Below are 25,558 nucleotides of genomic sequence, written 5' to 3' on the forward strand. Positions count from 1 at the left end.
GAACAGCAACGTCAACTCGCTGTCGACGTCGACCTCGACGAGCATCGGTTCGCTGTCCACCGGCCTGAGCACGACGAACAGCAACGTGGCGTCGCTGTCGACCGGCGTGACGAGCATCAACAACCAGTTGAACCAGCTGTCGACGACGATCAACAACAACACGGCGCGCGCGGTGAACAACAACGGCGTGGCGGCCGACATGAACGGCACCGGCAACGATCACCCGACCGTCACCGCCGGCTCGAACTCGGTGGCGATCGGCGCGAATTCGACGGACGGTGGCCGCTCGAACGTGGTATCGGTCGGCAGCGACACGCAGCAGCGCCAGATCACGAACGTCGCGCCGGGTACGCAGGGCACCGACGCGGTGAACGTGAACCAGTTGACGCAGGTGCAGACGACGCTGTCGACGGCCCTGTCGGGCCAGCAGGCACAGATCAACTCGCTGGGTTCGCAACTGCAGCAGACCGACCAGATGGCGAAGCAGGGGATCGCGGCCGTCGGCGCGATGGCGTCGATCCCGCAACTCGATCGCGACGCCAACTTCGGGATGGGCGTGGGCACGTCGACCTTCCTCGGCCAGAAGGCGATGGCGGTCAACATGCAGGCGCGCATCACGGAGAACCTGAAGGCGTCGATCAACGGCGGCTTCAGCGGCGGTCAGAAGGTGATCGGCGCCGGCATGCTGTACCAGTGGAAGTAACGCGTCGCGCCGCCCGGCCGTCCGGCTCGCCAGCCGGACGGCCCGCGGCTCCGACGGCAGGACGAGCCCGCTGCGCCGCGCGTGGCGGGTTTCGCTCAACCCAAGTTTTAAGGACGTCACCGTGAACAAACTCGCTCTTGCGCTCGCGCTTTCCGCAACGGCCCTCGCCGCGTGCTCGACCGCATCCGGCCCGACCTTCAGCGCCTCCGAACTGCAGCCGCGCGACGGCGTGCGCACCTTCCAGGTGGACTGCCACGGCCTGCTGTCGGGCCCGCAGACCTGCATGAAGGCTGCTCGCAAGATCTGCGGCGACGAGCCCGTGCGCGCCGTCGACTCGGCCCGCGCGCTGCGCGACACATCCGATCCGGCCACGCTGGTCTTCCAGTGCGGCGCCGCGCCGGCCGAGGCGGCCTCGGCCGCCACACCCGCATCCGCCGCCGCCGTCGAACGCGTGAACCTGTCGGGCGACGCGCTGTTCGCGACCGATCACGCGACGCTCGCGCCGACCGCGCGCGAATCGCTGGACCGGCTGCTGAGCGAGCGCGCCGACCGCACGTACTCGCTGGTGACGGTCACCGGCTTCACCGACTCGGTGGGCAGCGACGACTACAATCTCGCCCTGTCGAAGCGCCGCGCCGAATCGGTCGCCGCCTATCTGAAGGCGCATGGGCTGAAGACCGATTCGATCACGGTCTCGGGCCGCGGCAAGGCCGATCCGGTCGCCTCCAACGCGACGCCGGAAGGCCGCGCCAGCAACCGTCGCGTCGAAATCCGGCTGCAGCATTGAGCGGCCTGCGGCCGCTCATGCGGCCGCGCGATCCGGCAGGCCGCACGCGTCGCGCCGGAATTTCGCCGCCCCGGGGCGCCGCTTCGCCGGCGCCCGCTCCCGTGGGCCGCCGGCTATGTCAAAGTTCGTCACGCGCCGCCAAAACCGGCGGTTTCCATGCCACAATCGCCGCACATAGTCGCCGGGGCAGCCTGCCCGACGCGCGCCGTGCCAGGCGTGCCCGACGACACGCCGGAATCCGGGCTGCCGCCTTCGCGAATCTCGTCGCCCGATTCGCGCACCGCGGCTCACCGGCGCGAATCCAACCATGACAATCCACGGCGCGCCGCTGCCGGCCAGACGCTCGACGCGATGCCGGATGCACGACGCCGCAGAGGAAACAACCGGTGACGGACATCAATGAAGCCGCCGCGGGCGGCACCCGCAAGCAACGGCCGGCGGTCGGCATCTCGCTGTTTGCGCGCGACGGCCAGGCGATCTGGGAAAACGGCATTCACCAGAACATCGCGTTCCTCGCGATGATGCTCAAGCGCTCGGATCGGGTCGGCCCCGTCTATTTCCTGAACGGCGGCGACGCCCACGCGCTGCCGGCCGGCCTCGAGCTCGACGGCCTCGACATCCCGCTCGTGAAGCCCGCCGACGTCACGCATGAACTCGACGTCGTGATCGAAATGGGCGCGCAGTTGCCGGTCGAATGGCTCCGGCACATGAAGGCGCTCGGCAAGAAAACCGCCGCGTTCTTCTGCGGGCACGTGTATGCAGGGCTGGGCGAAACGCCGATCTTCGGGAAACCGTCGGGGCACGTGTTCAACGGCGCACCGTTCGACGAAGTGTGGCTGCTGCCGCAATACGACAAGACCGCCGCGCCGATGCTGCGGACGATCCTGCGTGCGCCCGTCCATCTGATGCCGCACATCTGGTCGCCGTACTTCCTCGAGCGCCGCGTGGCCGCGCTCGCCGACGAAGGCGCGACGTTCGGCTATCGGCCCGGCCAGCGGCCGTGGAAGCTCGCGATGCTCGAGCCGAACATCTCGGTCGCGAAGTCCTGTCACTACCCGATGCTCGCGTGCGACGCGTTCTACCGCGCGCGGCCTGACGCGGTGCAGCACATGTTCGTCGTCAACTCGATGCACATGAAGGAACATCCGACCTTCGTGCACTTCGCGAACAGCCTCGATCTGGTGCGCCAGCACAAGGCGACCTTCGAACCGCGCGTCGACCTGCCGGGTTTCATGGCGCGCCACGCGGATGCGGTCGTGTCGCACCACTGGGAAAACGGGCAGAACTATCTGTATTACGACGTGCTGTACGGCGGCTATCCGCTGATCCACAACTCGACGCTGATCGGCGACGCCGGCTATTACTACCCGGACTTCGACTCGGCCGCGGGCGGCCGCGCGCTGCTCGAAGCGTGGCTGCATCACGACGAACGCCTCGACGACTACCGCGCGAAGGCCGACCGGCTGCTGCACTCGGTCTCGATCGACAACCCCGCGAACCTCGACGCGTTCGTCTCGCGTCTGGTCGCCTGAACCGGAGCATACGCATGTCGGACTCCAATGCCCGTCAAGCGCCCGGCGAGGGCAAGCGTCTCGTCGTCGGCGTGTCGCTGTTCGTGCGCGGCGCCGGCCAGTCGCTGTGGGAAAACGGCATTTTCCAGAACTGCCTGCTGCTGATCCTGCTGCTGCGTCAGTCGCCGCTCGTCGCGGATGCCGTGATGGTGAACGGCGGCGAACAGGTCGCCGATCCGCAGATGATGCTCGGCGAGTGGAACGTGCCGCTGCTGTCGATGGACGAAGCGCTCGAGCGCTGCGACGTGCTGATCGAAATGAGCGCGCAGTTCGGCGCGGACTACCTGCGCGCGTTCCGCGCGCGCGGCGGCAAGGTCGTCACGATGCGGGTCGGCAACGACTACGTGATCGACATCGAACGCGCGATGTTCGACAAGCCGTCGGGCTTCCTGTTCTCGGGCGCGCCGTACGACGCGGTGTGGACGATTCCCGAATTCGAGCGCTCGTGCCTGCACTACTACCAGACAGGCCTGCGCGCACCGGTCACGATCGTCCCGCACATCTGGCATCCGATGCTGTTCGACAAGGCGCGCGCGACGCTCGGCGCCGGTTTGACGTTTGGTTATCAGCCGGGCAAGCCGCGCTGGCGCGTGACGATGTTCGAGCCGAACATCTGCATGGTGAAGACGAGCATCATTCCGATGCTGGTCACGGAGGAAGCCTACCGCGCGAATCCGGCATGCATCGAATTCGTGCGCGTGTGCAACACGATCCATCTGAAGGAGCACGCGACGTTCATTCACTTCGCGAAGAGCCTCGACATCGTGAACCACGGCATCACGACGTTCGAAAGCCGCTATGCGGTGTACGAGTTCATGGCCGCGTACGGCGAAGCGGTGGTGTCCCACACGTGGGAGAACGCGCAGAACTATCTGTATTACGAACTGCTGTACGGCGACTATCCGCTGATCCATAACTCGCCGTTCCTCGGCAAGGCCGGGTATTTCTACCCGGATTTCGACTGCCAGGCGGGCGGCCGCGCGTTGCTGCAGGCGTTCGCCGAGCACGACGCGAACCTCGACGCATATCGCGAGCAGTCGAAGCACGTGCTCGATTCGGTCAGCATCTACAACCCCGAGAACGTCGCGGCTTATACGGACGCGATCGCCATGCTCTATCGCGACGCATGACAGTTCCTCGCCCCACGGAGCGCATCCGATGAAACTGAATGTCGCGATAACGATCAACGTGCAGCGCGACGCGACGCAGTCGATCTGGTACAACGGCGCGAACCAGCACTGCGTGTACCTGTACATGCTGCTGAAGCAATCGCCGCTGATCGGCGAGGTCTGGCTCGCGCACGACGACGGCATCACCGAGTATCCGCAGGCACTGATGATGGACGCGTTCGGCGCCGCGCTGCGGCCGCTGTCGGCCGTCGTTCACGAGACCGACCTGCTGATCGAGATGAACGCGTTCGTCGATCCGTCGCACACGGACGTCGTGCGCCGGCGCGGCGGCAAATGCGTGTCGTATCGCTTCGGCAACGACTACGTGATCGCGGTCGAGACGATCAACTTCGAGAAGAACGACTGGCGGCCGAACCCGCACCGCGTGCAGTTCGACGAGATCTGGACCAATCCGCAGCACATGCATACGTGCGCCGCATATTTCCAGGCCGTGTACCGCGCGCCGGTGATCGAGCTGCCGCATATCTGGTCGCCGTATTTCATCGAGCGCAGCCTCGACGCGGACCCCGAACTGAAGGCGCGCTTCGGCTATCGCAACCACGGCCCGGCCAAGCGCATCGCGTTCTTCGAGCCGAACCTGAACGTCGTGAAGAGCGCGATCGTGCCGATGCTCGCCGCGAACGCGTGCTACGTCGACCATCCGGAGCTCGTCGAGCACGTGTACATGACCAATACGTTCGACAAGAAGGAAAACGTCGCCTTCAAGCATCTCGCGCTCGGGCTCGAGATGGTGTGCGACGGCAAGGCCACCGCCGACGTGCGCGCGCCGTTCGTCGCGTGGGCGGCGCATCACACCGACATCGTCGTGTCGCACCACTGGGAAAACGGCCTGAACTACCTGCTGTACGACGCGCTATACGGCAACTACCCGCTCGTGCACAACTCGCCGTTCCTGCGCGACGTCGGCTACTACTATCCGGACTTCGAGATCTTCGATGCGGCGAACGCGATTGCGACCGCCGCGCGCACGCACGACGTACGGCTCGACGACTACGCGGCGGCCGCCCGCCGCTGCCTGCATCAGGTCGACACGCTCGCCGAGCACAACGTCCGCGCCTATTCCACGCAGATCCAGCACCTGTTCGCCGGCCGCCCGCTCGGCTGATTGCCGTCGCACGCGCCGGTTGCGTTACGCCAGCACCCGATCGCCGCTTTGCGCGGCGAACGCGCGACCATGGCGCCGCCCGATGCGCGCGAGCACCGCGAAACAGCGGGCTGCCGACCGGCCTGCGTCGGCCGATTGCCGCACGAGGCTGTCGGATACCCCGCGCGCGATCGCCGACTCGTCGCCGCACGCGCCGGCGATGACGCCCGCGTAATAGTGCCGGGCCGCCCGTTCGCGGCCGCCCGCGTCAAGCGGGATCATTCGCTGAATACGGCGTGCGACGCGTGTCAGGCCGTCCAGATAGGGGGCGACGTCGATCGGCGCATCGGCCGATTCGGCGCCCAGTTGCCGCAGCATGTCGGCCAACTCGACGATCGCGACCAGTTCGCGCGCATCGACCACCTGCGTACCCATTCCGCCTCCGGCTTTCGTTTCCGCCATGCCCACGCCCCTTTGCGATTCGTCCCGCTCCCGACGCGCACGCCGCGCGCCGTCCTGCCCGTTCCTACGATCACGCGGCGGCCGGCGATCGCCATGAAAAGCGAATGCCCTGCGCCCACGTGACGCCGGCATCCACGATGATCTGCCGGTCGGTCTCGCTTTCCACGCCTTCGACGACGACGTGCCGCGCACCTTCATGCGCAAACGCGATCAGCCGCCGGAACTGGTAGCGCCCGATCGCATTGCGCTTGATCATCGACAGGATCGAGCGATCGAGCTTCACGATGTCGGGATTGCCGACCACCAGATTGTTCAATGCACTGAAACCGACACCGAAATCGTCGATCGCGATCCGGCATCCGGCCCGCCGGAAGCGGTATACGAACGATCGGCCCGCGACGGGGTTCAGCGGCCCCGTCTCCGTGATCTCGACCACCAGCCGCACCGCCACCGACGGCTCGCGCTCGAGCCGCCTGAATATCGCCAGCCACGCGTCGTCCACCACCGCACTTGTCGCCGTGACGTTGCACCCGTACACGGCGCCCGGATCGGCGCGCAGCGCGTCGATCGTGCGAGCCACCACCAGCCGGTCGAACCAGCGCATCAGGCCGAGCGATTCGAGGCGCGGCAGAAAGGCGAGCGGCGGCAGCGCATCGCGCTCGCCCCACCTCAACCGCGCCAGGCGTTCCTCGTACAGCACGCCACCCGACAGATCGGCGCGGCACACGGGCTCGTGCGCGAATCCGAGCCGGCTTTCGACGAAACTGCGTACCGACGCAAGGTCGGGATGATCGTCGCGCGCACCGAACACGAGATCGATTTCGTCGCAATTCGCTTTCCGATTCGCCTCCTGGCGAGCTTCGACCGCATTCATCCGGCGCTCCGGCAAATGGCGAGCCGCGATCGCGGCTCGACCTCAACACCCAGGCGGAACGTGCCAACCTCGACGCGCTCCACCGCCTACCCGGCCTTTCCTGTATGTCGATTTTTTCCGGGGAGCGTACTGGTCGCTTCGGCGCCGTCAAATTCGATATTTTTACGATATTCGATTACTTGAAATACACCATGCACGCACGATGCCGACAGTGCGACAGGTTACACAACACGAATGACGAGAACCTCGAATCCGAATCGCTTGTCTTTTTTCGTCCGGACGGCTTTATCCAAATCGCCTTTCCCTGAATTTGCTTCTCGCGCGAATCCGGACACCGCCAATCGATCAGATAACCATCATGCGGCGAAGGACCGCCCGCGCCCGATATATCGGCGCGAAATGCCGCTCTCCGCGCATGTCGCCTCCCCGGTTGACACCTGCGCCGCACGCCATTCGATCCTCGCAGCGCGTAATTTTCACGTTTCAAACGATATTATCAAACTCCAAACGCGAACCGATCCCCGGTTAACTAATAATACCAATTTCAATTATATGAAGATTATAAATTGAAACATATTTAACAATCATTCCAACTGGTTAACCTATAAACTTGTTTTTGACGGACTTCCCTCGGAGCCGTCAATTTCGTGCCTTCGAAAACCGTCGAACCGATCGGGTTCGACGGTTTCTTTTTAACGGCACTATTTCGTCAGACATTAGGGCGGGACAAACCCGACGGTGGCCGGCAGCGCAACGGACGTGCGCCGCAGGAAACGTGCCTTATGCCGCCGGCGCGCCGATCAGGTTCGCGAGCAGCGCGTCGTACTCGGCGACGAGCGCCGGATTCGCCGACGTGTAACGGCGAAGGATCTCGCGCTGGCGTCGCGCATACGCTTGCCAGTCGTCGTCGTGCGTATGCAGCGCGCGCAGCAGCGCATCGGCGCCCTGCTGCACGTCGTTGTCCGGATAGTAGTAGCCCAGATCGGGGGCGAGACTCGCGTTGTGCACGAGCGGATAACCCTGCCAGCACACGTCGAAATAGAAATAGTTCAGCGGGTTCGACCATTGGTGCGACACGACGATATCGGTCAGGTCGGCCAGGAACAGCGGCGTATCGAAGCGCCCGACGAAGCTTGCCTTGCCCGCGCGCACGATGTCCAGGTAGTTCATCAGCATCACGAACTCGGGGCTGTCGTGCGCGAGGCGATCGGCATTCGTCACGTGCGCGAAGCAGATCGCGTCGGGGTCGCGGCGATACGCCTCGTCGATGATCAGCATCGGATACACGCAGAACTTCACGACGTTGTGGTTCGGCTCCATCACCGTGAGCCGCTTGCCAGGCTCGCTGCGCGGCCGGTATTCGCCGTGCTCGGGCAGCGACTGCGCGCGCTCGGTCAGGAACATCGGATCCCACACGAACGGCACGACACGCCCCGGACAGCGGCGCAGCGACTGCAGGAACGGCAGCGACGACGGCGCGATCTGCGGAATCGCCCACACCTCGTCGTAGCCGCGGTTGATGAACAGCGAATCCCACAGCCGGCGGCCGAACAGCATCGACTCCATCGCGTTGATGTACTCGACACCGCAGCAATAGCTGACGAGCTTCGCGCCGCGCGCTTTCAGGTAGGCCGTCTGCTCGCCGTCGATCTGCCCGCCGAGCTCGATCACCACGTCGAGCGCGTCCTTCATGTCGGCGAACGCGCGCGTGTCGTATACGCTGCGATCCCATGGCAGGGCGTCGGTCAGCGGCACGTCGGTCGTGTTGACCAGCGTCACGCGGTAACCGTGCGGCGACGCCATCAGCAGCTTCGCGAGGAACAGCGCGTTCTGCTTGATGCCGTTGATCCACAGGCTTTCGTCGGGGGCACGCAATCCGATCGTGATACCGATGCGCAGGCCGGTCAGGACAGGAGACGTCATCGTCGGCGGGATGGAAGGTTGAACGGGGATGGCACGGCGCAGTGTAGCGCGCGATGCGCCGCCCGCGTCAAGCGGCGGCGATCCGGCATTCTAGCGGAGCGCCGGCCGCACACTGTCAGGGATGGTCAGCGGCCGGCCCGACCGTGCCAATCGGCCCGCCGGCCGGATGCAACCGGCCGGCGCGTCCTTGCATCGGTTGCCGTCGTCAGATCGCCGCGATCGTCGGCGCGACAGCCGCCGGGTCGGTAATGCTCGGCTTGCCGGTCTCGACGTGGCCCGCGATGCGGCGCGTCCAGCCGGCATTGCCCGCCACCGCGAACTGCAGGTCGTACCAATGGCTGCTGCACGACAGGTCCCAGTGCGCTTCGACGCGCTGCCCGGCCGGGACCGTCAGCGTGCGTGCCGCGCCGCCGTATGCGACATCGGTTGCCGTGACCGTGAGCGGGCCGGTGCCGGCATTGGCGATCGTCACGTAAACGTCGCCGTTCGCGGTGTCGTAGCACGGCGTGATTTCAGGCTTGGCAGCGGCATCCGCGGCGGCCGAACCCGCGAAGCGCCGGAAATAGCCGTTCGGCCCCCACACGCTCACCAGATAGTTGCCGTTCGCATCGAGCGCCCACGTATCGGTCAGTTGCTTGCCCGCTTCGACCGTATAGCGGCGCGGCATCGCGGTGGGGTCGCCCGTATAGACCCAGAAGTGCGCGCCCTGCGTGCCGGTATTCGCGAACGTCAGCGCGTAGCCTTGCGCCTGAAGCTGGCCGGTGACGTGCAATTCGTACGGCAGCGCGCGCGCCGGCCGCGTGCCGGGCTCCTGCGCGGTCACGACCTGCTGCGCGGTGCTGGCCGGCGCGGTCTGGGACGACGCACGCGAGCATTGCAGGTCCGCCTGCGCGACATACGCCTGCGTGTTCGGCAGGGTCGGCAGCGTGGCATCCGATTTCGAGAAGTCGAGCGCCGACGTTAGGTCGCCGCAGATCGCGCGGCGCCACGGCGAGATGTTGGTCTCCATCACGCCGAAGCGCTTCTCGATGAATTGCAGCACCGACGTGTGATCGAACACCTGCGAGCACACGAAGCCGCCCTTCGACCACGGCGACACGACGAACATCGGCACGCGCGGGCCGAGGCCGTACGGCAGGTTGTCGGCCGTATAGGTGCCGGCTTGCGTCGCGGTCACGACGTTGTGCCGCTCGAGCGATACGTCCACGGTGCTCATGCCCGAGCCGGGCAGCGTCGGCGCCGACGGCGGCACCACATGGTCGAAGAAGCCGTCGTTCTCGTCGTACATGATCAGCAGGACGGTCTTGCTCCACACGTCCGGATTGGACGTCAGCGCATCGAGGATCGTCGACAGGTAGTACGCGCCGTATAACGGCGTGAACTTCGGATGCTCGGAATACGCGGCGGGCGGCAGCAGCCACGACACCTGCGGCAGCGCGTTCGCCTGCACGTCGGCCTTGAGCTGCGTGATCGGACGCGTGCTCATCCCGCGCGTCTGCAGCGACGAACCGGCCGGCGCGTTCACGAAGTTGTCGAAGCACGCGAGCATGTTCGTGCCGTAGTTGCCGGTGAAGTTGTCGAACCCGGTGCCCTGCTGATAGATCTGCCACGAGATGCCGGCTTTTTCGAGGCGTTCCGGGTAGGTCGTCCAGTTGAAGGGCGGCAGCTGGACCTTGTCGAACTGATTGTCGATGTAGTCGGTGTTGTCGAGCAGCGGGCCGCCGCCCGTGCCGAGCGGATCGACCATGCCCGTCATCAGGTACATGCGGTTCGGGTGCGTGTTGCCCGGGATCGAGCAGAAGTAGTTGTCGCACACCGTGAACGCATCCGCGAGCGCGTAGTGGAACGGGATGTCGTCGCGAACGTGATAGCCCATCGTCATGTTCGACTTCTGCACGGCCCACTGGTCCGCGCGGCCGTTGTCGATCGCGCCGTGCGTCGTCGCCCACGTATGCGGCAGGCCGCCGATACATTGCGCGTTGACGCCCGGGTTGGTCGTGTCGTAGCGGAACGGCGCGATCACGCTCGACTTGTCTTCCTGGCGCGGCTGGAACCACACCGGCTTGCCGTTCGGCAGCGTGACCGGGAAACGGTCGTTGTAGCCGCGCACGCCGCTCAGGTGGCCGAGGTAGTGGTCGAACGACCGGTTCTCCTGCATGAACACGACGATGTGCTGCACGTCCTGGATCGTGCCCGTCACGGTGTTCGGCTCGATCGCCAGCGCCTTGCGGATCGATTCCGGCAGCAGTGCGGTGGCGGCGGTCGCGCCGGCGAGGCCGGCCGAGAACTTCAGAAAATCGCGTCGCGAATGAGTGGCCATGCTGGTTGCTCTTGATGGGATTTCTGGTGGAAACGGCCGGTATCAGGAAGCGGGCGACGAAGCAGGCGCGGTGAAACCCGGCGGGCAGCGCATCTGCGCGGTGGCGACCACGGCGCCGCCGCACGCGGCCTTCTGCTGCGCGACGGGCGCGGCCGGTGCGGTCAGGTCGTCGTTGCAGGCGCCGAGGACGGCGGTCAGCACGACCAGGCCGACGACCGCGAAAGGCCGTAGGGCCGACGTTCGCATAACGGTTCTCCGTGAGGATGATGACGTGACGCGGACGCGAACCCCGCGCCGGTCATATCGACGCCGAGATGCTATGTTCGACGTGTTACACGATGGTGTCGCGCGACAGGGGCCGACGCGCATGCAGATCACCGCGTTGGTGCGGAAATGACAGGTGCGCCATCGACTGGCCCTTTTTCGAACCGTTACATCGTCCACCGCCCGGTTTCAATCGCCGTCTCCATCATTTTGATGGTGAGCGGACGCTCCAGTATTTTGTCCCTGGCGTCGGCACTAAATGGCGACCTGAATACCGTCATCAAGAATCGGCCCATTCCCAGTTTCCGGGAAGGGTAATAATAATCAATGTCGAAATCAGAAATATCGACACCAAACGTTTCCGAAAATCTCCGCATCAATCTCAACATGGCCCTGTCGGAAATTTCAAGATCGATGCAGAGATCCGTGTCCTCGGTAATCTCGAGCGCGCCCCATAGTGGCGAATCGGCCTCATCCCGCACCATCTCTATCAGACGACCGTCCATTAAAAGCGATCCTCCTGCTTGACCAAGCGATTGTACGTGACTGTCGAGCGATACATGATGACCGATATATCGATAGCGGTAATGACCCAACCGACCACCGGTACGGCCCGCCCGACAAAGGCACCGAGCTCCCGGGTAAATTTGATCTTGAGCAGCAGGAGACTCCCGAATGACGTTACCGTCGGCAGAATTTTGTACTTGAGTTCATAGGGCAACACCTTTCTCGATACCTTGGATGCGATCGAAGTCCCCTTGACCGCTCCGCCGAATTTCCCTCTGGTCGGCACGAACCGCTGACCTAACAAAATCATTGCGATCCCGACAGCATCATCGATACCCAATTCATCACAGGCCACGTCGATAACAATCAGGCAGAAAAGTTCTGGCGGGGTAAGGTCGATATGAATTCCGTATTTATATTTGTTCGCCATCTCAGTCTTTCTCTCGGCTACATTGCGCAGGACACTGGGCCGCACATCCCGGCGATTACGCTAACGCAACCATGTCGAGCATGGGCAGGAACGCGATTATTTGTTTTTGTCTATGCGCGACGAGCGCGACGGTCGCGACACAAGAATGCAATGTCGTCCTGATGCAGGCACATCAAGTATTCACAGTCGGATAGCGTCCGGGACGCTCGAATAATACGGGGCACGACGGTCCATACGTGAGAGCCGGTAACGGCCCTCACGCGTATGCAACTCAGCCTTCCGCCATCATCAGCAACTGCGCGCCATCAGCCACCTGATCGCCGACGCCGTACAGCACTTCCGCGACGACGCCCGCGCTCGGCGCGCCGATCGTGTGCTCCATCTTCATCGCTTCCATCACGATCAGCGGCGTGCCGGCTTCGACCTTCTGCCCCGGCTCGACCAGCACCGCGATCACCTTGCCGGGCATCGGCGCGGTCAGGCGGCCGCCGCCCTGCTCCGCATCGCCCGCATGCGCAAGCAGGTTGCGCCATTCGAACGTCTCGGCCGCGCCCTGCGTGAACACGTGGAACGTGTCGCCGTCCGCATACACGCGGCCGCTGCTGCGCACGCCGCCCAGCGTCACGTCGAAATCGAGCGGCGTGGCGCCGCGCGTCCACGCGAACGGTTGGGCGGCCGCGTCACCCACAGCGATGCGCGCGCCGGCGCCGTCGTCCTCGTACGTGACCGTCACGTCCGCTTCGCGATCAACCGCGTGCCATTCGAGCGTGCGGCGATAGCCGCCGTTCAGCCGCCAATCCGGCAGCGAACGCCACGGCGACGCGCCTTCCTGCGCGCCGCCGCCGCGTTCGCGTGCGAGCAGTGCCGCACATGCGAGCGCAAGCATCGCACGCGGCGGCTGTTGCGGCGCGAACAGCGCATCGTGGTTGCGCTCGATCAGCCCTGTGTCGAGATCGGCGATCGCGAACGGCTCGCAGGCGACGATCCGCTGCAGGAACGCGGCGTTGGTGTGCAGGCCGACCACTTCGCACGCGCGCAGTGCACGCAGCATCAGGCCCAGCGCTTCCGCGCGATCCGCGCCGTGCACGATCAGCTTCGCGATCATCGGGTCGTAGAACGGCGTGATCGCATCGCCTTCACGCACGCCGCTATCGACACGCACCGCCGCACCGACGTCGAACTCGACGCCTGCCGGCAACCGCAGGTGTTTCAGCGTACCCGTCGACGGCAGGAAGCCGCGCGCGGGGTTCTCCGCGTACAGGCGCGCCTCGAGCGCATGGCCGCGCACGCGCAGTTCCTCCTGCTTCAGCGGCAGCGGTTCGCCCGACGCGACGCGCAATTGCCATTCGACGAGATCGAGCCCCGTGACCATCTCGGTCACCGGATGCTCGACCTGCAGGCGCGTGTTCATCTCCATGAAGTAGAACGCTTCGCCCGTCATGATGAATTCGACGGTGCCCGCGCCGACGTAGCCCACCGCGCGCGCGGCCGCGACGGCCGCTTCGCCCATCGCCTGGCGCACGTCCTCGTGCAGGCCGGGCGCCGGCGCTTCCTCGAGCACCTTCTGGTGACGGCGCTGCACCGAGCAGTCGCGATCGAACAGGTAGACGGTATTGCCGTGCGTGTCGCCGAACACCTGCACTTCGACGTGGCGCGGGCGCGTCAGGTATTTCTCGATCAGCACGCGGTCGTTGCCGAAGCTGCTCGCGGCTTCGCGCTGGCACGACGCGAGCGCCGCCGGGAAATCGCCGGAGCGCTCGACCACGCGCATCCCCTTGCCGCCGCCGCCCGCGCTCGCCTTCAGCAGCACCGGGTAGCCGATCTGGTCGGCTTCGCGATGCAGGTTGGCCGCATCCTGGTCGTCGCCATGATAGCCGGGCACGAGCGGCACGGCGGCCGCGTGCATCAGCGCCTTCGCGGCAGCCTTCGAGCCCATCGCCGCGATCGCGTCGACCGGCGGCCCGATGAACACGATGCCGGCCTCTTCGCACGCGTGCGCGAAATCTTCGTTCTCCGACAGAAAGCCGTAGCCGGGGTGAATCGCCTGCGCGCCGGTCGCGCGCGCGGCTTCGATGATGCGCTCGATGCGCAGGTAGCTGTCTGCCGCGGCCGAGCCGCCGATATGCACGGCCTCGTCGCACGCGGCCACGTGTTTCGCGTTCGCATCCGCGTCGGAATAGACGGCGACGCTCGCGATCCCGAGACGTTTGCACGTCGCGGCGACGCGGCACGCGATTTCGCCGCGGTTGGCGATCAGAATCTTGTCGAACATGGCTTCGATGTCGTCCGGAAGGTTGAGGTCACGCGATCATTCACGCCACGACGGCGTGCGCTTTTCGAGGAAGGACGCGATCCCTTCGCGCGCTTCGGCGCCGGCGCGGGTCTTCGCGATCCAGTCGGCGGTCTGCTCGATCAGTGTCGCGTCGAGCGCGCGGCCGGCCACGTCGGCGACGAGCCGCTTGCACGCCCTCACCGCATCGGGGCCGTTCGCGACGAGCGTCGCGGCCAGCTTCGCGACCGTTTCGTCGAGCGCGCCGGCCGGCACGGCATCGTGAATGAAGCCGAGCGACGCGGCGCGCGCGCTGTCGAACACTTCGGCCGTCGTGAAGTAGCGCCGCGCCGCGCGCTCGCCCATCGCACGGATGACGTACGGCGCGATCGTCGCGGGAATCAGCCCGAGCCGCGCTTCCGACAGGCAGAACTTCACGCCGTCCGCGGCGATCGCGATGTCGGCCGCCGCGACGAGGCCCACGCCGCCCGCATACGCGTCGCCATGCACGCGCGCGATCACCGGCTTGCCGCAGCAATGGATCGCTTCGAGCATCCGCGCGAGCTTGCGCGCATCGGCACGGTTCTCGTCGTCCGAGTAACCGGCCATCTTCTTCATCCAGTTCAGGTCCGCGCCCGCGCAGAACGCGGCGCCTTCCGCGGCGAGCACGATCGCGCGCACGCCTTCGTGCGCATCGAGCCATTCGAACGCGGTGGTCAGCTCGGCGATCGCCGTCTCGTTGAACGCATTGCGCACGTCGGGACGCGCGAGCGTGACGGTCGCCACGCGGCCGGCTGCGCTTACCTTGATCGTTTCGTATCGCATCGATCGATTTTCCCGGGCGTTACATGCGGAACACGCCGAAGCGCGTGTCGTCGATCGGCGCGTTCATCGACGCGGCGAGGCCGAGCCCGAGCACGTCGCGCGTCTGCGCGGGATCGATCACGCCGTCGTCCCACAGCCGCGCGCTCGCGTAATACGGATGGCCCTGGCGCTCGTACTGGTCGCGGATCGGCTGCTTGAACGCATCCTCCTCCTCGGGCGACCACGAACCGCCCTTCGCCTCGATGCCGTCGCGGCGCACGGTCGCGAGCACCGACGCGGCCTGCTCGCCGCCCATCACCGAGATCCGGGCATTCGGCCACATCCACAGGAAACGCGGGCCGAACGCGCGGCCGCACATCCCGTAATTGCCGGCGCCGAACGAGCCGCCGATGATCACCGTGAACTTCGGCACCTTCGCGTTCGACACGGCCGTCACCATCTTCGCGCCATGCCGCGCGATACCTTCGTTCTCGTACTTGCGCCCGACCATGAAGCCCGTGATGTTCTGCAGGAACACGAGCGGGATCTTGCGCTGGCAGCACAGCTCGATGAAATGCGCGCCCTTCACGGCCGATTCGGAGAATAGGATGCCGTTGTTCGCGACGATCCCGACCGGATGGCCCCAGATGTGCGCGAAGCCCGTGACGAGCGTCGTGCCGAAGCGCGCCTTGAATTCGTCGAATTCCGAATCGTCGACGATGCGCGCGATCACCTCGCGCACGTCGAACGGCTTGCGCGTATCGACCGGAATCACGCCGTACAGGCTCTTCGCGTCGTAGCGCGGCGGCTTCGGCTCGCGCAGCGCGACGGGCGGCACGATCTTCGGTGCGAGGTGACCGACGATGTTGCGTGCGATCGACAGCGCATGCGCGTCGTTCTGCGCGAGATGGTCGGCCACGCCCGACAGGCGCGTATGCACGTCGCCGCCGCCGAGATCCTCGGCGCTCACTTCCTCGCCGGTCGCGGCCTTCACGAGCGGCGGCCCGCCGAGGAAAATCGTGCCCTGGTCCTTCACGATGATCGACTCGTCGCTCATCGCCGGCACGTAGGCGCCGCCGGCCGTGCACGAGCCCATCACGACGGCGATCTGCGCGATCCCCGCCGCCGACATCGTCGCCTGGTTGAAGAAGATGCGGCCGAAGTGGTCGCGGTCGGGAAACACGTCGTCCTGGTTCGGTAGGTTCGCGCCGCCCGAATCGACGAGGTACACGCACGGCAGCCGATTTTCCGCGGCGATTTCCTGCGCACGCACGTGCTTCTTCACGGTGATCGGGTAGTAGGTGCCGCCCTTGACCGTCGCGTCGTTGCACACGATCACGCATTCGCGGCCGGCAATGCGGCCGATCCCGGTGATGACGCCCGCGCCCGGCGCGTCGTCGTTGTACATGCCGTTCGCGGCGAGCTGCGAGAACTCGAGGAACGGCGCGCCCGGATCGAGCAGTTGCGCGATGCGGTCGCGCGGCAGCAGCTTGCCGCGCGACAGGTGCTTGTCGCGCGCGGCCTGGCCGCCGCCCTGCGCGAGCTGTTCGATCTTCGCGCGCAGGTCGGCGACGACCGCCTCGAGCGCCGCGGCATTCGCGCGGAAGTCTTCCGAACGCGGGTTCAGTTTCGATTCGATGATCGGCATCGACGGGGCTCCGTTCGCGTGACGTGGGGCGTTACATCGTTTCCGCGAACAGCTCGCGGCCGATCAGCATCCGGCGGATCTCGCTCGTGCCGGCGCCGATCTCGTACAGCTTCGCATCGCGCCACAGACGGCCGACCGGGTATTCGTTGATGTAGCCGTTTCCGCCGAGGATCTGGATCGCCTCGCCGGCCATCCACGTCGCCTTCTCGGCCGTGTAGAGGATCACGCCCGCGCAATCCTTGCGCACCTGGCGAATGTGGTCGCTGCCCGCCGAGTCGAGGTGGCGGCCGACTGCGTACAGGTACGCGCGGCACGCCTGAAACGTGGTGTACATATCGGCGACCTTGCCCTGGATCAGCTGGAATTCGCCGATCGACTGGCCGAACTGCTTGCGATCGTGGATGTAGGGCACCACCGCGTCGAGACACGCGGCCATGATGCCCGTCGGGCCGCCCGACAGCACCGCGCGCTCGTAGTCGAGGCCGCTCATCAACACCTTCACGCCGCCGTTCAACTGGCCGAGGATGTTCTCTTCCGGCACCTCGACGTCCTGGAACACCAGCTCGCCCGTGTGCGAGCCGCGCATGCCGAGCTTGTCGAGCTTCTGCGCGACCGAGAAGCCCTTCATCCCCTTCTCGACGATGAAGGCGGTGATGCCGCGCGCATTCGCTTCGACGTCCGTCTTCGCGTAGACGACGAGCGTGTCGCAGTCGGGGCCGTTGGTGATCCACATCTTCGTGCCGTTGAGCACGTAGCGGTCGCCGCGCTTGTCCGCGCGCAGCTTCATGCTGACGACATCGGAGCCGGCGTTCGGCTCGCTCATCGCGAGCGCGCCGATGTGTTCGCCCGATACGAGCTTCGGCAGGTACTTCCGCTTTTGCGCTTCCGTACCGTTGCGATGGATCTGGTTCACGCACAGGTTCGAGTGCGCACCGTACGACAGGCCGATCGACGCCGACGCGCGCGAGATCTCTTCCATCGCGACCATGTGCGCGGTGTAGCCCATGTTCGCGCCGCCGTATTCCTCGGAGACGGTCATGCCGAGCACGCCGAGATCGCCGAACTTCTTCCACAGATCCATCGGGAACTGGTCGGTGCGGTCGACCTCCGCCGCGCGTGGCGTGATTTCCTTCGCCGCAAACGTCGCGACGGCGTCGCGCAGCATCTCGATGTCTTCACCGAGCATGAATTGCACGCCGGGCAGGTTGATCATGTCTCCTCCGTCTCCAGAAAGTGTGTCGCACTCATCGATTTCTGAGTTTTGCTCAAATCGAATGAATACGGGCATTCATTGACCAATAAAGCGGAAATTTTGCACAGTTTCGCGCCTCGCCGGGTTCGGCGTCAATAGTTTTCTGAGTGATACTCAGATATGATGCGAGCATGACAGCCGCTCCCGCCGACACCATGACCGCCACCGCCAAAGCCGACCGCGCCGACACGCCGCGCGCCCCCGCCGGGCGCAAATCCCAGCAGCGCGTGCAAGACATCCTGCGCGCCGGCCGTGACGTGTTCGCCGAAAAGGGTTACGAGCATGCGACGGCCGCCGAGATCGCGCAGCGCGTGGGCGTGTCGGAGGCGACGGTGTTCAGCTATTTCCGCGGCAAGCGCGAGCTGTGCGCGCGCGTGATCGCCGACTGGTACGACGAGATCATCGCCGCGTTCGAGCACGGGATGCCGCGGGACGCATCGGTGCAGCAGCAATTCGCGTTCATCGTGCGCACCCACCTGCGGCTGATGCTCGTGAACGGCACGGGGCTGTGCGCGCTGGTGCTGTCGGAGGGGCGCGCGAAGCAGCATGCGCTGAGCGACGAGCTCACCGCGCTGCAGCGCCGCTACACGGCGCCGTTGATGGACGTGCTCGCGCGCGGCCAGGCGGCCGGGCAGGTTCGCGCGGATCTGCCGCTGAGCCTGCTGCGCTCGATGGTGTTCGGGCCGATGGAGCACGTGCTGTGGGATGCGATCCTCGGGCACCGCAAGCTCGATACGGAAACGACGGCCACGCAGTTGATCGACATGCTGTGGGCCGCCATGCAGCCGCCGGCGCCGGAGCAGGCCGCGCTGGTGCGCTTCAGGAACGAAGTAGCCGAAGCCGTGCGGCGGCTGGAAGGGCAAGCGTCACGCGCGTGACGCGGATGGGCAGCGCGGCGGCCGCCTCGCCGCAGCCCCTGCGCCGTCGCTCACGGCGCGCCGCCGCTACGAATCCTCGCTGACCCGCAGCGGCGCACGGCTTTGCTCGTTGTTCAAATGCACGAACTTGCGCAACAGCCGCATCAGTTCCTGCGAATCGTCGTCGCCCATTCCGTCGAAGAGGCCAGCACGCAGTTCCTTCACCGACGGCATCAGGTGCGTGAGCAGCGCGACGCCCGCCGGCGTCAACAGCAGGCGCCGCTGACGCCGCGGCAGCACCTCGCGAACGATCAATCCTTTCGCTTCGAGCCGAACCGCGAGATCGGCGGTGGTCGACGTGTCGAGCGCCACGCGCTGCGCGAGCGTCACCTGGTCGAGCCCCGGATTCTCGTAGAGCATCCGCAGCACCGCGTATTGCACGGGCGTCACGTCCCGGCCCAGCTTCTCGTAGAACATCGCGACCGCGATCTGGTGCGCGCGCCGGATCAGGTGCCCGGGTTCGTCGTACAAGTCGATCGGGAAAGCCGGCAGGTCGGCGGGATTCGTTTTTTCCATGGATGAGTCGATGACATAGGCGGCGCGCACCGGTTGCGCGCACCGTCGGCATGGCGCCGCGTCGCGCCATTTCCCGGGAAAACCAGTATACCGCTCGCCTTGTCCCGACCCATATCAATGAGTACACTGAATCTCATTCAGTACACGGAATGAAGATCGGGCCGCATCCCCGGCGGCACCGCCCCGAAAGGAGACAACGAACATGTTTCTGAAGAACGCTTGGTATGTGGCCTGCACGCCCGACGAGATCGACGGCAAGCCGCTGGGCCGCAAGATCTGCAACGAATCGATGGTGTTCTACCGCGCGGCGGACGGCCAGGTCGCCGCGCTCGAGGATTTCTGCCCGCACCGCGGCGCGCCGCTGTCGCTCGGCTTCGTGCGCGACGGCGTGCTCGTGTGCGGCTATCACGGGCTCGAAATGGGCTGCAACGGCAAGACGGCCGGCATGCCGGGCCAGCGCGTCGGCGGGTTTCCGGCGATTCGCAGCTTCCCGGCGGTCGAGCGGTACGGCTTCGTGTGGGTCTGGCCGGGCGACGCGTCCGCAGCCGATCCCGCCAAGCTGCCTGCGCTGGCGTGGGCCGAGGACCCGGCCTGGGCGCACGGCGGCGGCCTGTATCACATCCGCTGCGACTATCGGCTGATGATCGACAACCTGATGGACCTCACGCACGAAACCTACGTGCATGCGTCGAGCATCGGCCAGAAGGAAATCGACGAAGCGCCGCCGAAGACGGCGAGCCACGGCGACGAAGTCGTCACGAGCCGCTTCATGGAGAACGTGATGCCGCCGCCGTTCTGGCGGATGGCGCTGCGCGGCAACGGGCTCGCCGACGACGTGCCGGTCGACCGCTGGCAGATCTGCCGCTTCACGCCGCCGAGCCACGTGATGATCGAAGTGGGCGTCGCGCATGCGGGCCACGGCGGCTACGACGCGCCGGCGAACAAGAAGGCGTCGTCGATCGTGGTCGACTTCATCACACCGGAGACCGACACGTCGATCTGGTACTTCTGGGGGATGGCGCGCCACTTCCGGCCCGACGACGACGCGCTGACCGCCGAGATCCGCGAAGGCCAGGGCAAGATCTTCGCGGAAGATCTCGAGATGCTCGAGCGACAGCAGCGCAATCTCGAGCAATGGCCCGAGCGCACGCTCCTCAAGCTCAACATCGACGCCGGCGGCGTGCTGTCGCGCAAGGTGATCGACCGGCTGCTCGCCGCCGAAAACGCCGCGAGCCCGCAGCGGCCCGTGATTCCGGTCGCGCAGGTCAAGGAGGCGTCATGAGCGACGCGACATTGACGGTGCGCGTCGCGCGCAAGTGGCAGGAAGCGCGCGACATCTGCGGCTTCGAATTCGTCAGCGACGACGGCTCGCCCTTGCCGCATTTCGACGCCGGCGCGCATATCGACGTGCATCTGCCGGGCGGGCTCGTGCGCCAGTACTCGCTGTGCAACCACCCGGAACAACGCGATCGCTATCAGATCGCGGTGCTGCGCGAGGCCGACGGCCGCGGCGGGTCGCGCGCGATTCACGACGAAGTCCGGCAAGGCGATACCGTGCGGATCGGCCTGCCGCGCAATCAATTCCCGCTTGCGCCCGATGCGCCGCATCATCTGTTGCTCGCCGGCGGGATCGGCGTCACGCCGGTTCTGAGCATGGCGGAGCGGCTGTGCTCGGCCGGCATCCCGTTCGACATGCATTACTGCGCGCGTTCGGCCGATCGCATGGCCTTCGTCGAGCGCATCAAGGCGGCCGGGTTTCGCGATCGCGTCCGCTTCCACGTCGACGACGGCGATCCCGCGCAACGCTTCGATCTGGCTGCCGTGCTGGCCGGCGCGCCCGACGGCACGCATCTGTACGTATGCGGCCCGCGCGGCTTCATGGATGCGGTGCTGAACGCCGCGCGCGAGCGCGACTGGGCCGACGCACGGCTGCACTACGAATTCTTCGGCGGCGCGGTGGCAACGTCCGGCGCGGATCGTGCATTCCAGGTCAGGATCGCGAGCAGCGGCAAGGTGATCGACGTGCCGGCCGAATGCACGGTGATCGCGGCGCTGGCGGCGAACGGCGTCGACGTGCTGACGTCGTGCGAACAAGGCGTGTGCGGCACCTGCCTGACGCGTGTGCTCGAAGGCGAGCCCGATCATCGCGATGCGTATCTGACCGACGACGAAAAGGCGGCCGGCGACCAGTTCATGCCGTGCTGCTCGCGATCGCGAACCGACCTGCTGGTACTCGATCTGTAGATCGGTAGACGGTAGATGGACCGCCCGACCGCGGCGGCCAGCCACCATCATGGAGACGATCGATGGCGATCCTGCCGCCCATCGGTCAATACACCTGAATTGCCGACCGATCGAGGGTGCTTGCCACCCGACCCCGCCTGACCATCGCACGCCGGCGCGCGCCCATCGCGCGGCTCAATCGGCGAGCCGGCAATGCGACAGCTTCAACCCCGGCAGCACCGGCGCATCGACATAGCCTTCGTTCACGCAACTGAACCGGAACGCCGCCGACGTAACGAACGGCTTGATCTCGCCGCCGGGAAATTTCGGCTTCAGCGCCTCTTGGTCGGCCACGTCGAAATGCGTGTCGAACTGCTCGCCGTCGGCCGTCAGCGCGCCGAAGTACGTGCCGCCCGGGTCGCTGCCCATCCGGATCACCGCGCCGACGAACGTGACGCGCTTGCCGTCGTACTTCGCCCTCGCGGCGGCCATGTCCTGCGTATAGGCCTCGATCATGGCGCCGTAGTGCGCGTCGATCGCGGGTTCGGCGTTGGAAGCCGCACACGCGGCCTGGTGAACGCCCGCCAGCAGCGCGCAGGCCGCAAGCGCGGCCGCCGCGAACGGCGCGGAAATCTTCTTCATAGGTGGTCTCCCGTCCAGCGTGGTGGTTGAAATGATCGAAGCCCCGGCGCGATGCCGGTTGAATTCGCTTGTGTCGCTTTAATCGTTCGAATGGCGGTACACGGCTGCGATCACTTCGTCGCCCACGCGGTCGTGCGCGGCGCGCGGCGTCGCGCCGAGCGCGACGTGACAGGAAGATGACATGGTGCGGCCCCCGGCTCTCTCGTTGAATTTCACTGCGTCTGATTTTGGCCGCTACGGTAGCAGACGACCGACAGCGCGGCAACCGACGGCCGGGCATTGCCCGATCACCCCATTACAATTGCAAATGGTTCTCATTACATATATCATGCGCGTCCTGTACACACCGCAATGTCGCGGCCCGCGCCACGATCCTTCGCCTTCCTCTTCCCGCATCGATTCATGCCATCCCGTCGAACGCCCTGCCGTGTCCGGACCTCGCGTCCGTGGCGCACGCGCCTGCCTGCCCTGCTCACCCTGTGCGCCGCGACCGGCGCGCATGCGGCCGGCGCCGAACCCGTTGCCCCCGCACCGGCTCCGGCGACCGCCGCCGAACACGAACTCCCGGCGATCAGCGTCAATGCATCGGCCACCGTCGATCCGACGATCGGCTATCAGCCGCGCACGACGAGCATCGCGGGCGGCGAAGACCGACCGCTGAAGGAGATCCCGCAATCGGTCGCGGTGGTCAGCAGCAGCGTGATGCAGGACCAGCAGGCGCGCTCGCTCGACGACGTGCTCGGCAACATCAGCGGCGTCACGCAGACGAACACGCTCGGCGGCACGCGCGACGCGTTCATCAAGCGCGGCTTCGGGTCGAACAACGACGGCTCGGTACTGGTCGACGGCGTACGCACGCCGGTGCTGCACAGCTATCTCGCGACGATCGATCGCGTCGAAGTGCTGAAGGGCCCCGCTTCGCTGCTGTACGGGATGCAGGACCCGGGCGGCGTGATCAACCTCGTCACGCGCAAGCCGGAAGACACGTTCGGCGGCTCGATCTCCGCGTCGCGCACGAACCACGGCGGCAGCAACGCCCAATTCGATCTCACGGGACCGCTCGGCAAGCCCGGCCAGGTCGCGGGCGGCACGCTCGCCTTCCGGCTGACCGGCGAATACGACACGAGCCGCTACTGGCGCAGCTTCGGCCGCGAACGCAGCGCGCTGATCGCGCCCGCGCTGTCGTGGCACGACGCGAATACGTCGATCGACGTCAGCTACCAGTACGTCGACTACACGACGCCATTCGACCGCGGCACCGTGCTCGTCAACGGCCAGCTCGACGATGCGCTGCGCTATCGCCGCTACGAGGAGGCGTGGTCGCAAAGCAGCGGCATCCAGGAAACGCTGCGTACGCGCATCGAGCACCGCTTCTCCGATGCATGGCGCGTACGTGCGACCTACGGCTGGGGCCGCGACCGCTACGATCAATACCTCACCCGCGCCGCCGCGTTCAACAGCAAGACCGGCACGCTCACGCGCTCGTCCGATGCGAACCTCGGGCGCAACGATTCGGACCAGATCGCGACGCTCGGGCTGCTCGGCAACGTGACGCTCGCGGGCATGCAACACGCGATCTACGTCGGCGGCGAATACGAGCGGCAGCGCAGCTTCCGCGGCGACACGATCCGCGGCAAGGCGACGACGGGCTTCACTCTCTACGATCCCGTATACGGCCTGCTCGCGCCGGGCGGCGTGCCGAATCCGAAGCAGAGCGATTCGCGCTCGGTCGTGCATGCGTACTCGACGATCGTGCAGGACTCGGTGAAGATCACCGATCGCCTCACCGCGGTAGGCGGGCTGCGCTGGGAAAACTGGCAACAGGAATCGGGGATGGGCCGGCCGTTCGTGTTCGCCGACCGCTCGCGCGGCAGCGTCTGGCTGCCGCAGTTCGGGCTCGCGTATGCGTTGACGCCGGCATTGACCGCCTACGCGAACGTGAGCCGCTCGTTCAAGCCGAACGTCGCGTCGAACGTCGCGGCGCCGCTCGCGCCGGAATACGGCCGCGTGCTCGAGGCCGGGCTGAAGTTCAGCCTGAAACCGGCGATCACGGGCACGCTCGCCGTCTACCAGATCGACAAGCGCAACGTCGCGATCACGGTCGGCGACATCACGTCGACGATCGGCACCGCGCGCTCGCGCGGGATCGAGCTCGACGTGGCCGGACAGATCACGCGCCACCTGAGCGTGATCGGCAGCTATGCGTATACGAACGCGAACGATCGCGACAGCAACACGCCGCTCGTCAACGTCGCGCGCCACACCGGCAGCGTGTTCGCGGTGTACGACACGGCCATCGCGAATCTGCCCGGGCGCTGGCGCTTCGGCGGCGGCGCGCGGCTCGTCGGCGCGCGGCCCGGCGACACCGCGAACAGCTTCACGCTGCCCGGCTACGTGAGCGTCGATGCGTTCGCCGCATACGAAACGACGATCGGCAAGTTCCCGACCCGCTTCCAGCTCAACGTGAAGAACCTGCTCGACAAGACCTACTATCCGTCGAGCAACAGCAACCTGATCGTCGCGGTCGGCGAGCCGCGGCTCGTCACGCTGACGACGACGGTATCGTTCTGACGCCCTCGCGCGCTCACGGACGCCAGCGATACACGACGATGCTCGAGCCGTTGTAGTTGTCCTTCGTGATCACGTATTCGCCGGTCGAGCGCAGGTACGCCTGCACGCCGTACATCGAGTCGACGTCGTTGCCGACGTCCATCGACGACGCGTTCGAGTTCGTCAGCGTCGCGACGAGCGCACCGGTGTTCAGGTCGAAGATGTCGATGTTCGGCACTGTGTGCACATAGCCGACGAACAGGTAGTGGCCGGCCGCCGCGATCGATTTCGGGTTCGCGCTCGTCAGGTTGATCACCGGGTTCGGCGTGCTCGTGTTGCCGTTCTTCCAGCCGCGATAGACCTCGATGTGCCCGTTCATCGCGGTCCAGTCCCAGTTGCCCGCGAGGCCCTGCGCGAGGATCATCGTGTCGCTGTCGGCCTGATAGAGGATGCGCGTCACGGGCGCCACGCTGCTCGGCACGGCCGTCGTCACCGGCTTGCCCCACGACGGCTTTCCGGTCGCGTCGAAGCCCGTCATCGGGTAGCGCGTGATCACGTTGGAGCCGTTCAGTCCGGCCCACACGTCGCCGTTGCCGTCGATGTCGAAGCCGGCCGTCACCTG

22 protein-coding genes and 1 pseudogene are annotated in these 25,558 nt (G+C 66.0%); 9 read left to right on the forward strand and 14 right to left on the reverse strand.

The features are described 5' to 3' along the window. From AC3IFE_RS26675 to AC3IFE_RS26695, 5 genes are all read left to right on the forward strand, one after another. Positions 1-703 (forward strand): YadA family autotransporter adhesin (locus tag AC3IFE_RS26675; protein WP_489193061.1); only part of this gene is annotated, 703 nt, incomplete at its 5' end. Positions 704-824: 121 nt separating this feature from the next. Next, positions 825-1,490 carry an OmpA family protein gene (locus tag AC3IFE_RS26680; protein ID WP_489193063.1) on the forward strand — a complete coding sequence of 222 codons (666 nt, stop codon included), beginning with the start codon at positions 825-827 and terminating at the stop codon, positions 1,488-1,490. A 386-nt stretch (positions 1,491-1,876) separates the two neighbouring features. Continuing rightward, entirely contained in the window at positions 1,877-3,022 is a 1,146-nt protein-coding gene (locus tag AC3IFE_RS26685) for a DUF2827 domain-containing protein (RefSeq protein WP_489193065.1), read from the forward strand. A gap of 14 nt (positions 3,023-3,036) precedes the next feature. Next, positions 3,037-4,191 carry a DUF2827 domain-containing protein gene (locus tag AC3IFE_RS26690; protein WP_489193067.1) on the forward strand — a complete coding sequence of 385 codons (1,155 nt, stop codon included), beginning with the start codon at positions 3,037-3,039 and terminating at the stop codon, positions 4,189-4,191. Positions 4,192-4,219: 28 nt separating this feature from the next. Then, complete coding sequence (locus AC3IFE_RS26695) at positions 4,220-5,356, forward strand: DUF2827 family protein (RefSeq protein WP_489193069.1); 1,137 nt, start codon at positions 4,220-4,222, stop codon at positions 5,354-5,356. Between the two features lie 24 nt (positions 5,357-5,380). On the opposite strand, the gene AC3IFE_RS26700 is transcribed toward AC3IFE_RS26695, so the two are convergent. The 11 genes from AC3IFE_RS26700 to AC3IFE_RS26750 form a co-directional block, all read right to left on the reverse strand. Further along, positions 5,381-5,797: a hypothetical protein gene (locus tag AC3IFE_RS26700; protein ID WP_489193071.1), complete on the reverse strand. Its 417-nt coding sequence runs from the start codon at positions 5,795-5,797 to the stop codon at positions 5,381-5,383. 70 nt (positions 5,798-5,867) lie between these two features. Further along, a complete protein-coding gene (locus AC3IFE_RS26705) occupies positions 5,868-6,671 on the reverse strand; it encodes an EAL domain-containing protein (protein ID WP_489193073.1) in 804 nt (267 codons plus the stop codon). Positions 6,672-7,451: 780 nt separating this feature from the next. Next, positions 7,452-8,594 carry a DUF2827 domain-containing protein gene (locus AC3IFE_RS26710; protein WP_089470495.1) on the reverse strand — a complete coding sequence of 381 codons (1,143 nt, stop codon included), beginning with the start codon at positions 8,592-8,594 and terminating at the stop codon, positions 7,452-7,454. 205 nt (positions 8,595-8,799) lie between these two features. After that, positions 8,800-10,914: a phosphocholine-specific phospholipase C gene (locus AC3IFE_RS26715; protein WP_489193075.1), complete on the reverse strand. Its 2,115-nt coding sequence runs from the start codon at positions 10,912-10,914 to the stop codon at positions 8,800-8,802. Positions 10,915-10,956: 42 nt separating this feature from the next. Then, positions 10,957-11,160: a hypothetical protein gene (locus AC3IFE_RS26720; RefSeq protein ID WP_489193077.1), complete on the reverse strand. Its 204-nt coding sequence runs from the start codon at positions 11,158-11,160 to the stop codon at positions 10,957-10,959. Positions 11,161-11,345: 185 nt separating this feature from the next. Then, positions 11,346-11,684: a DUF1493 family protein gene (locus tag AC3IFE_RS26725; protein WP_175874811.1), complete on the reverse strand. Its 339-nt coding sequence runs from the start codon at positions 11,682-11,684 to the stop codon at positions 11,346-11,348. Further along, on the reverse strand, positions 11,684-12,115 hold the full coding sequence (locus tag AC3IFE_RS26730) for an STM2901 family protein (RefSeq protein ID WP_489193079.1): 432 nt from the start codon (positions 12,113-12,115) through the stop codon (positions 11,684-11,686). Before AC3IFE_RS26730 ends, AC3IFE_RS26725 begins: the two co-directional genes overlap by 1 nt. A gap of 271 nt (positions 12,116-12,386) precedes the next feature. Further along, the gene (locus AC3IFE_RS26735; protein ID WP_489193081.1) at positions 12,387-14,387 is read right to left on the reverse strand and encodes an acetyl/propionyl/methylcrotonyl-CoA carboxylase subunit alpha; all 2,001 of its coding nucleotides are present in this window, start codon (positions 14,385-14,387) and stop codon (positions 12,387-12,389) included. A 36-nt stretch (positions 14,388-14,423) separates the two neighbouring features. Further along, entirely contained in the window at positions 14,424-15,209 is a 786-nt protein-coding gene (locus tag AC3IFE_RS26740) for an enoyl-CoA hydratase/isomerase family protein (RefSeq protein ID WP_489193083.1), read from the reverse strand. Positions 15,210-15,228: 19 nt separating this feature from the next. Further along, positions 15,229-16,836, reverse strand: a complete 1,608-nt coding sequence (locus tag AC3IFE_RS26745) for a carboxyl transferase domain-containing protein (RefSeq protein WP_089470501.1) — start codon at positions 16,834-16,836, stop codon at positions 15,229-15,231. 31 nt (positions 16,837-16,867) lie between these two features. Further along, positions 16,868-18,049, reverse strand: a complete 1,182-nt coding sequence (locus AC3IFE_RS26750; RefSeq protein ID WP_489193085.1) for an isovaleryl-CoA dehydrogenase — start codon at positions 18,047-18,049, stop codon at positions 16,868-16,870. 170 nt (positions 18,050-18,219) lie between these two features. Here AC3IFE_RS26750 and AC3IFE_RS26755 point away from each other — a divergent pair, with 170 nt between their 5' ends. After that, a complete protein-coding gene (locus AC3IFE_RS26755; protein WP_489193087.1) occupies positions 18,220-18,966 on the forward strand; it encodes a TetR/AcrR family transcriptional regulator in 747 nt (248 codons plus the stop codon). Between the two features lie 66 nt (positions 18,967-19,032). Here the strand turns inward: AC3IFE_RS26755 and AC3IFE_RS26760 are convergent, their stop codons facing one another. Next, positions 19,033-19,521, reverse strand: coding sequence for a MarR family winged helix-turn-helix transcriptional regulator (locus AC3IFE_RS26760; protein WP_489193089.1), 489 nt, complete (start codon positions 19,519-19,521; stop codon positions 19,033-19,035). Positions 19,522-19,723: 202 nt separating this feature from the next. On the opposite strand from AC3IFE_RS26760, the gene AC3IFE_RS26765 reads away from it, so the two are divergent. Together AC3IFE_RS26765 and AC3IFE_RS26770 are read left to right on the forward strand one after the other, a co-directional pair. After that, positions 19,724-20,803: a Rieske 2Fe-2S domain-containing protein gene (locus AC3IFE_RS26765; RefSeq protein ID WP_489193091.1), complete on the forward strand. Its 1,080-nt coding sequence runs from the start codon at positions 19,724-19,726 to the stop codon at positions 20,801-20,803. Beyond that, positions 20,800-21,765, forward strand: a complete 966-nt coding sequence (locus AC3IFE_RS26770) for a PDR/VanB family oxidoreductase (protein ID WP_489193093.1) — start codon at positions 20,800-20,802, stop codon at positions 21,763-21,765. Before AC3IFE_RS26765 ends, AC3IFE_RS26770 begins: the two co-directional genes overlap by 4 nt. A 174-nt stretch (positions 21,766-21,939) precedes the next feature. Here AC3IFE_RS26770 and AC3IFE_RS26775 read toward each other — a convergent pair whose 3' ends face one another. Continuing rightward, a complete protein-coding gene (locus tag AC3IFE_RS26775; protein WP_489193095.1) occupies positions 21,940-22,386 on the reverse strand; it encodes a hypothetical protein in 447 nt (148 codons plus the stop codon). Positions 22,387-22,788: 402 nt separating this feature from the next. Between AC3IFE_RS26775 and AC3IFE_RS26780 the strand changes: the two genes are divergently transcribed. Next, positions 22,789-24,957 carry a TonB-dependent siderophore receptor gene (locus AC3IFE_RS26780; RefSeq protein ID WP_489193097.1) on the forward strand — a complete coding sequence of 723 codons (2,169 nt, stop codon included), beginning with the start codon at positions 22,789-22,791 and terminating at the stop codon, positions 24,955-24,957. A 13-nt stretch (positions 24,958-24,970) separates the two neighbouring features. Here AC3IFE_RS26780 and AC3IFE_RS26785 read toward each other — a convergent pair. Continuing rightward, positions 24,971-25,558, reverse strand: a pseudogene (locus tag AC3IFE_RS26785) (SMP-30/gluconolaconase/LRE-like region family protein); the annotation flags it as partial.

Source organism: Burkholderia sp. APQ4-4ca (genome assembly GCF_057837105.1).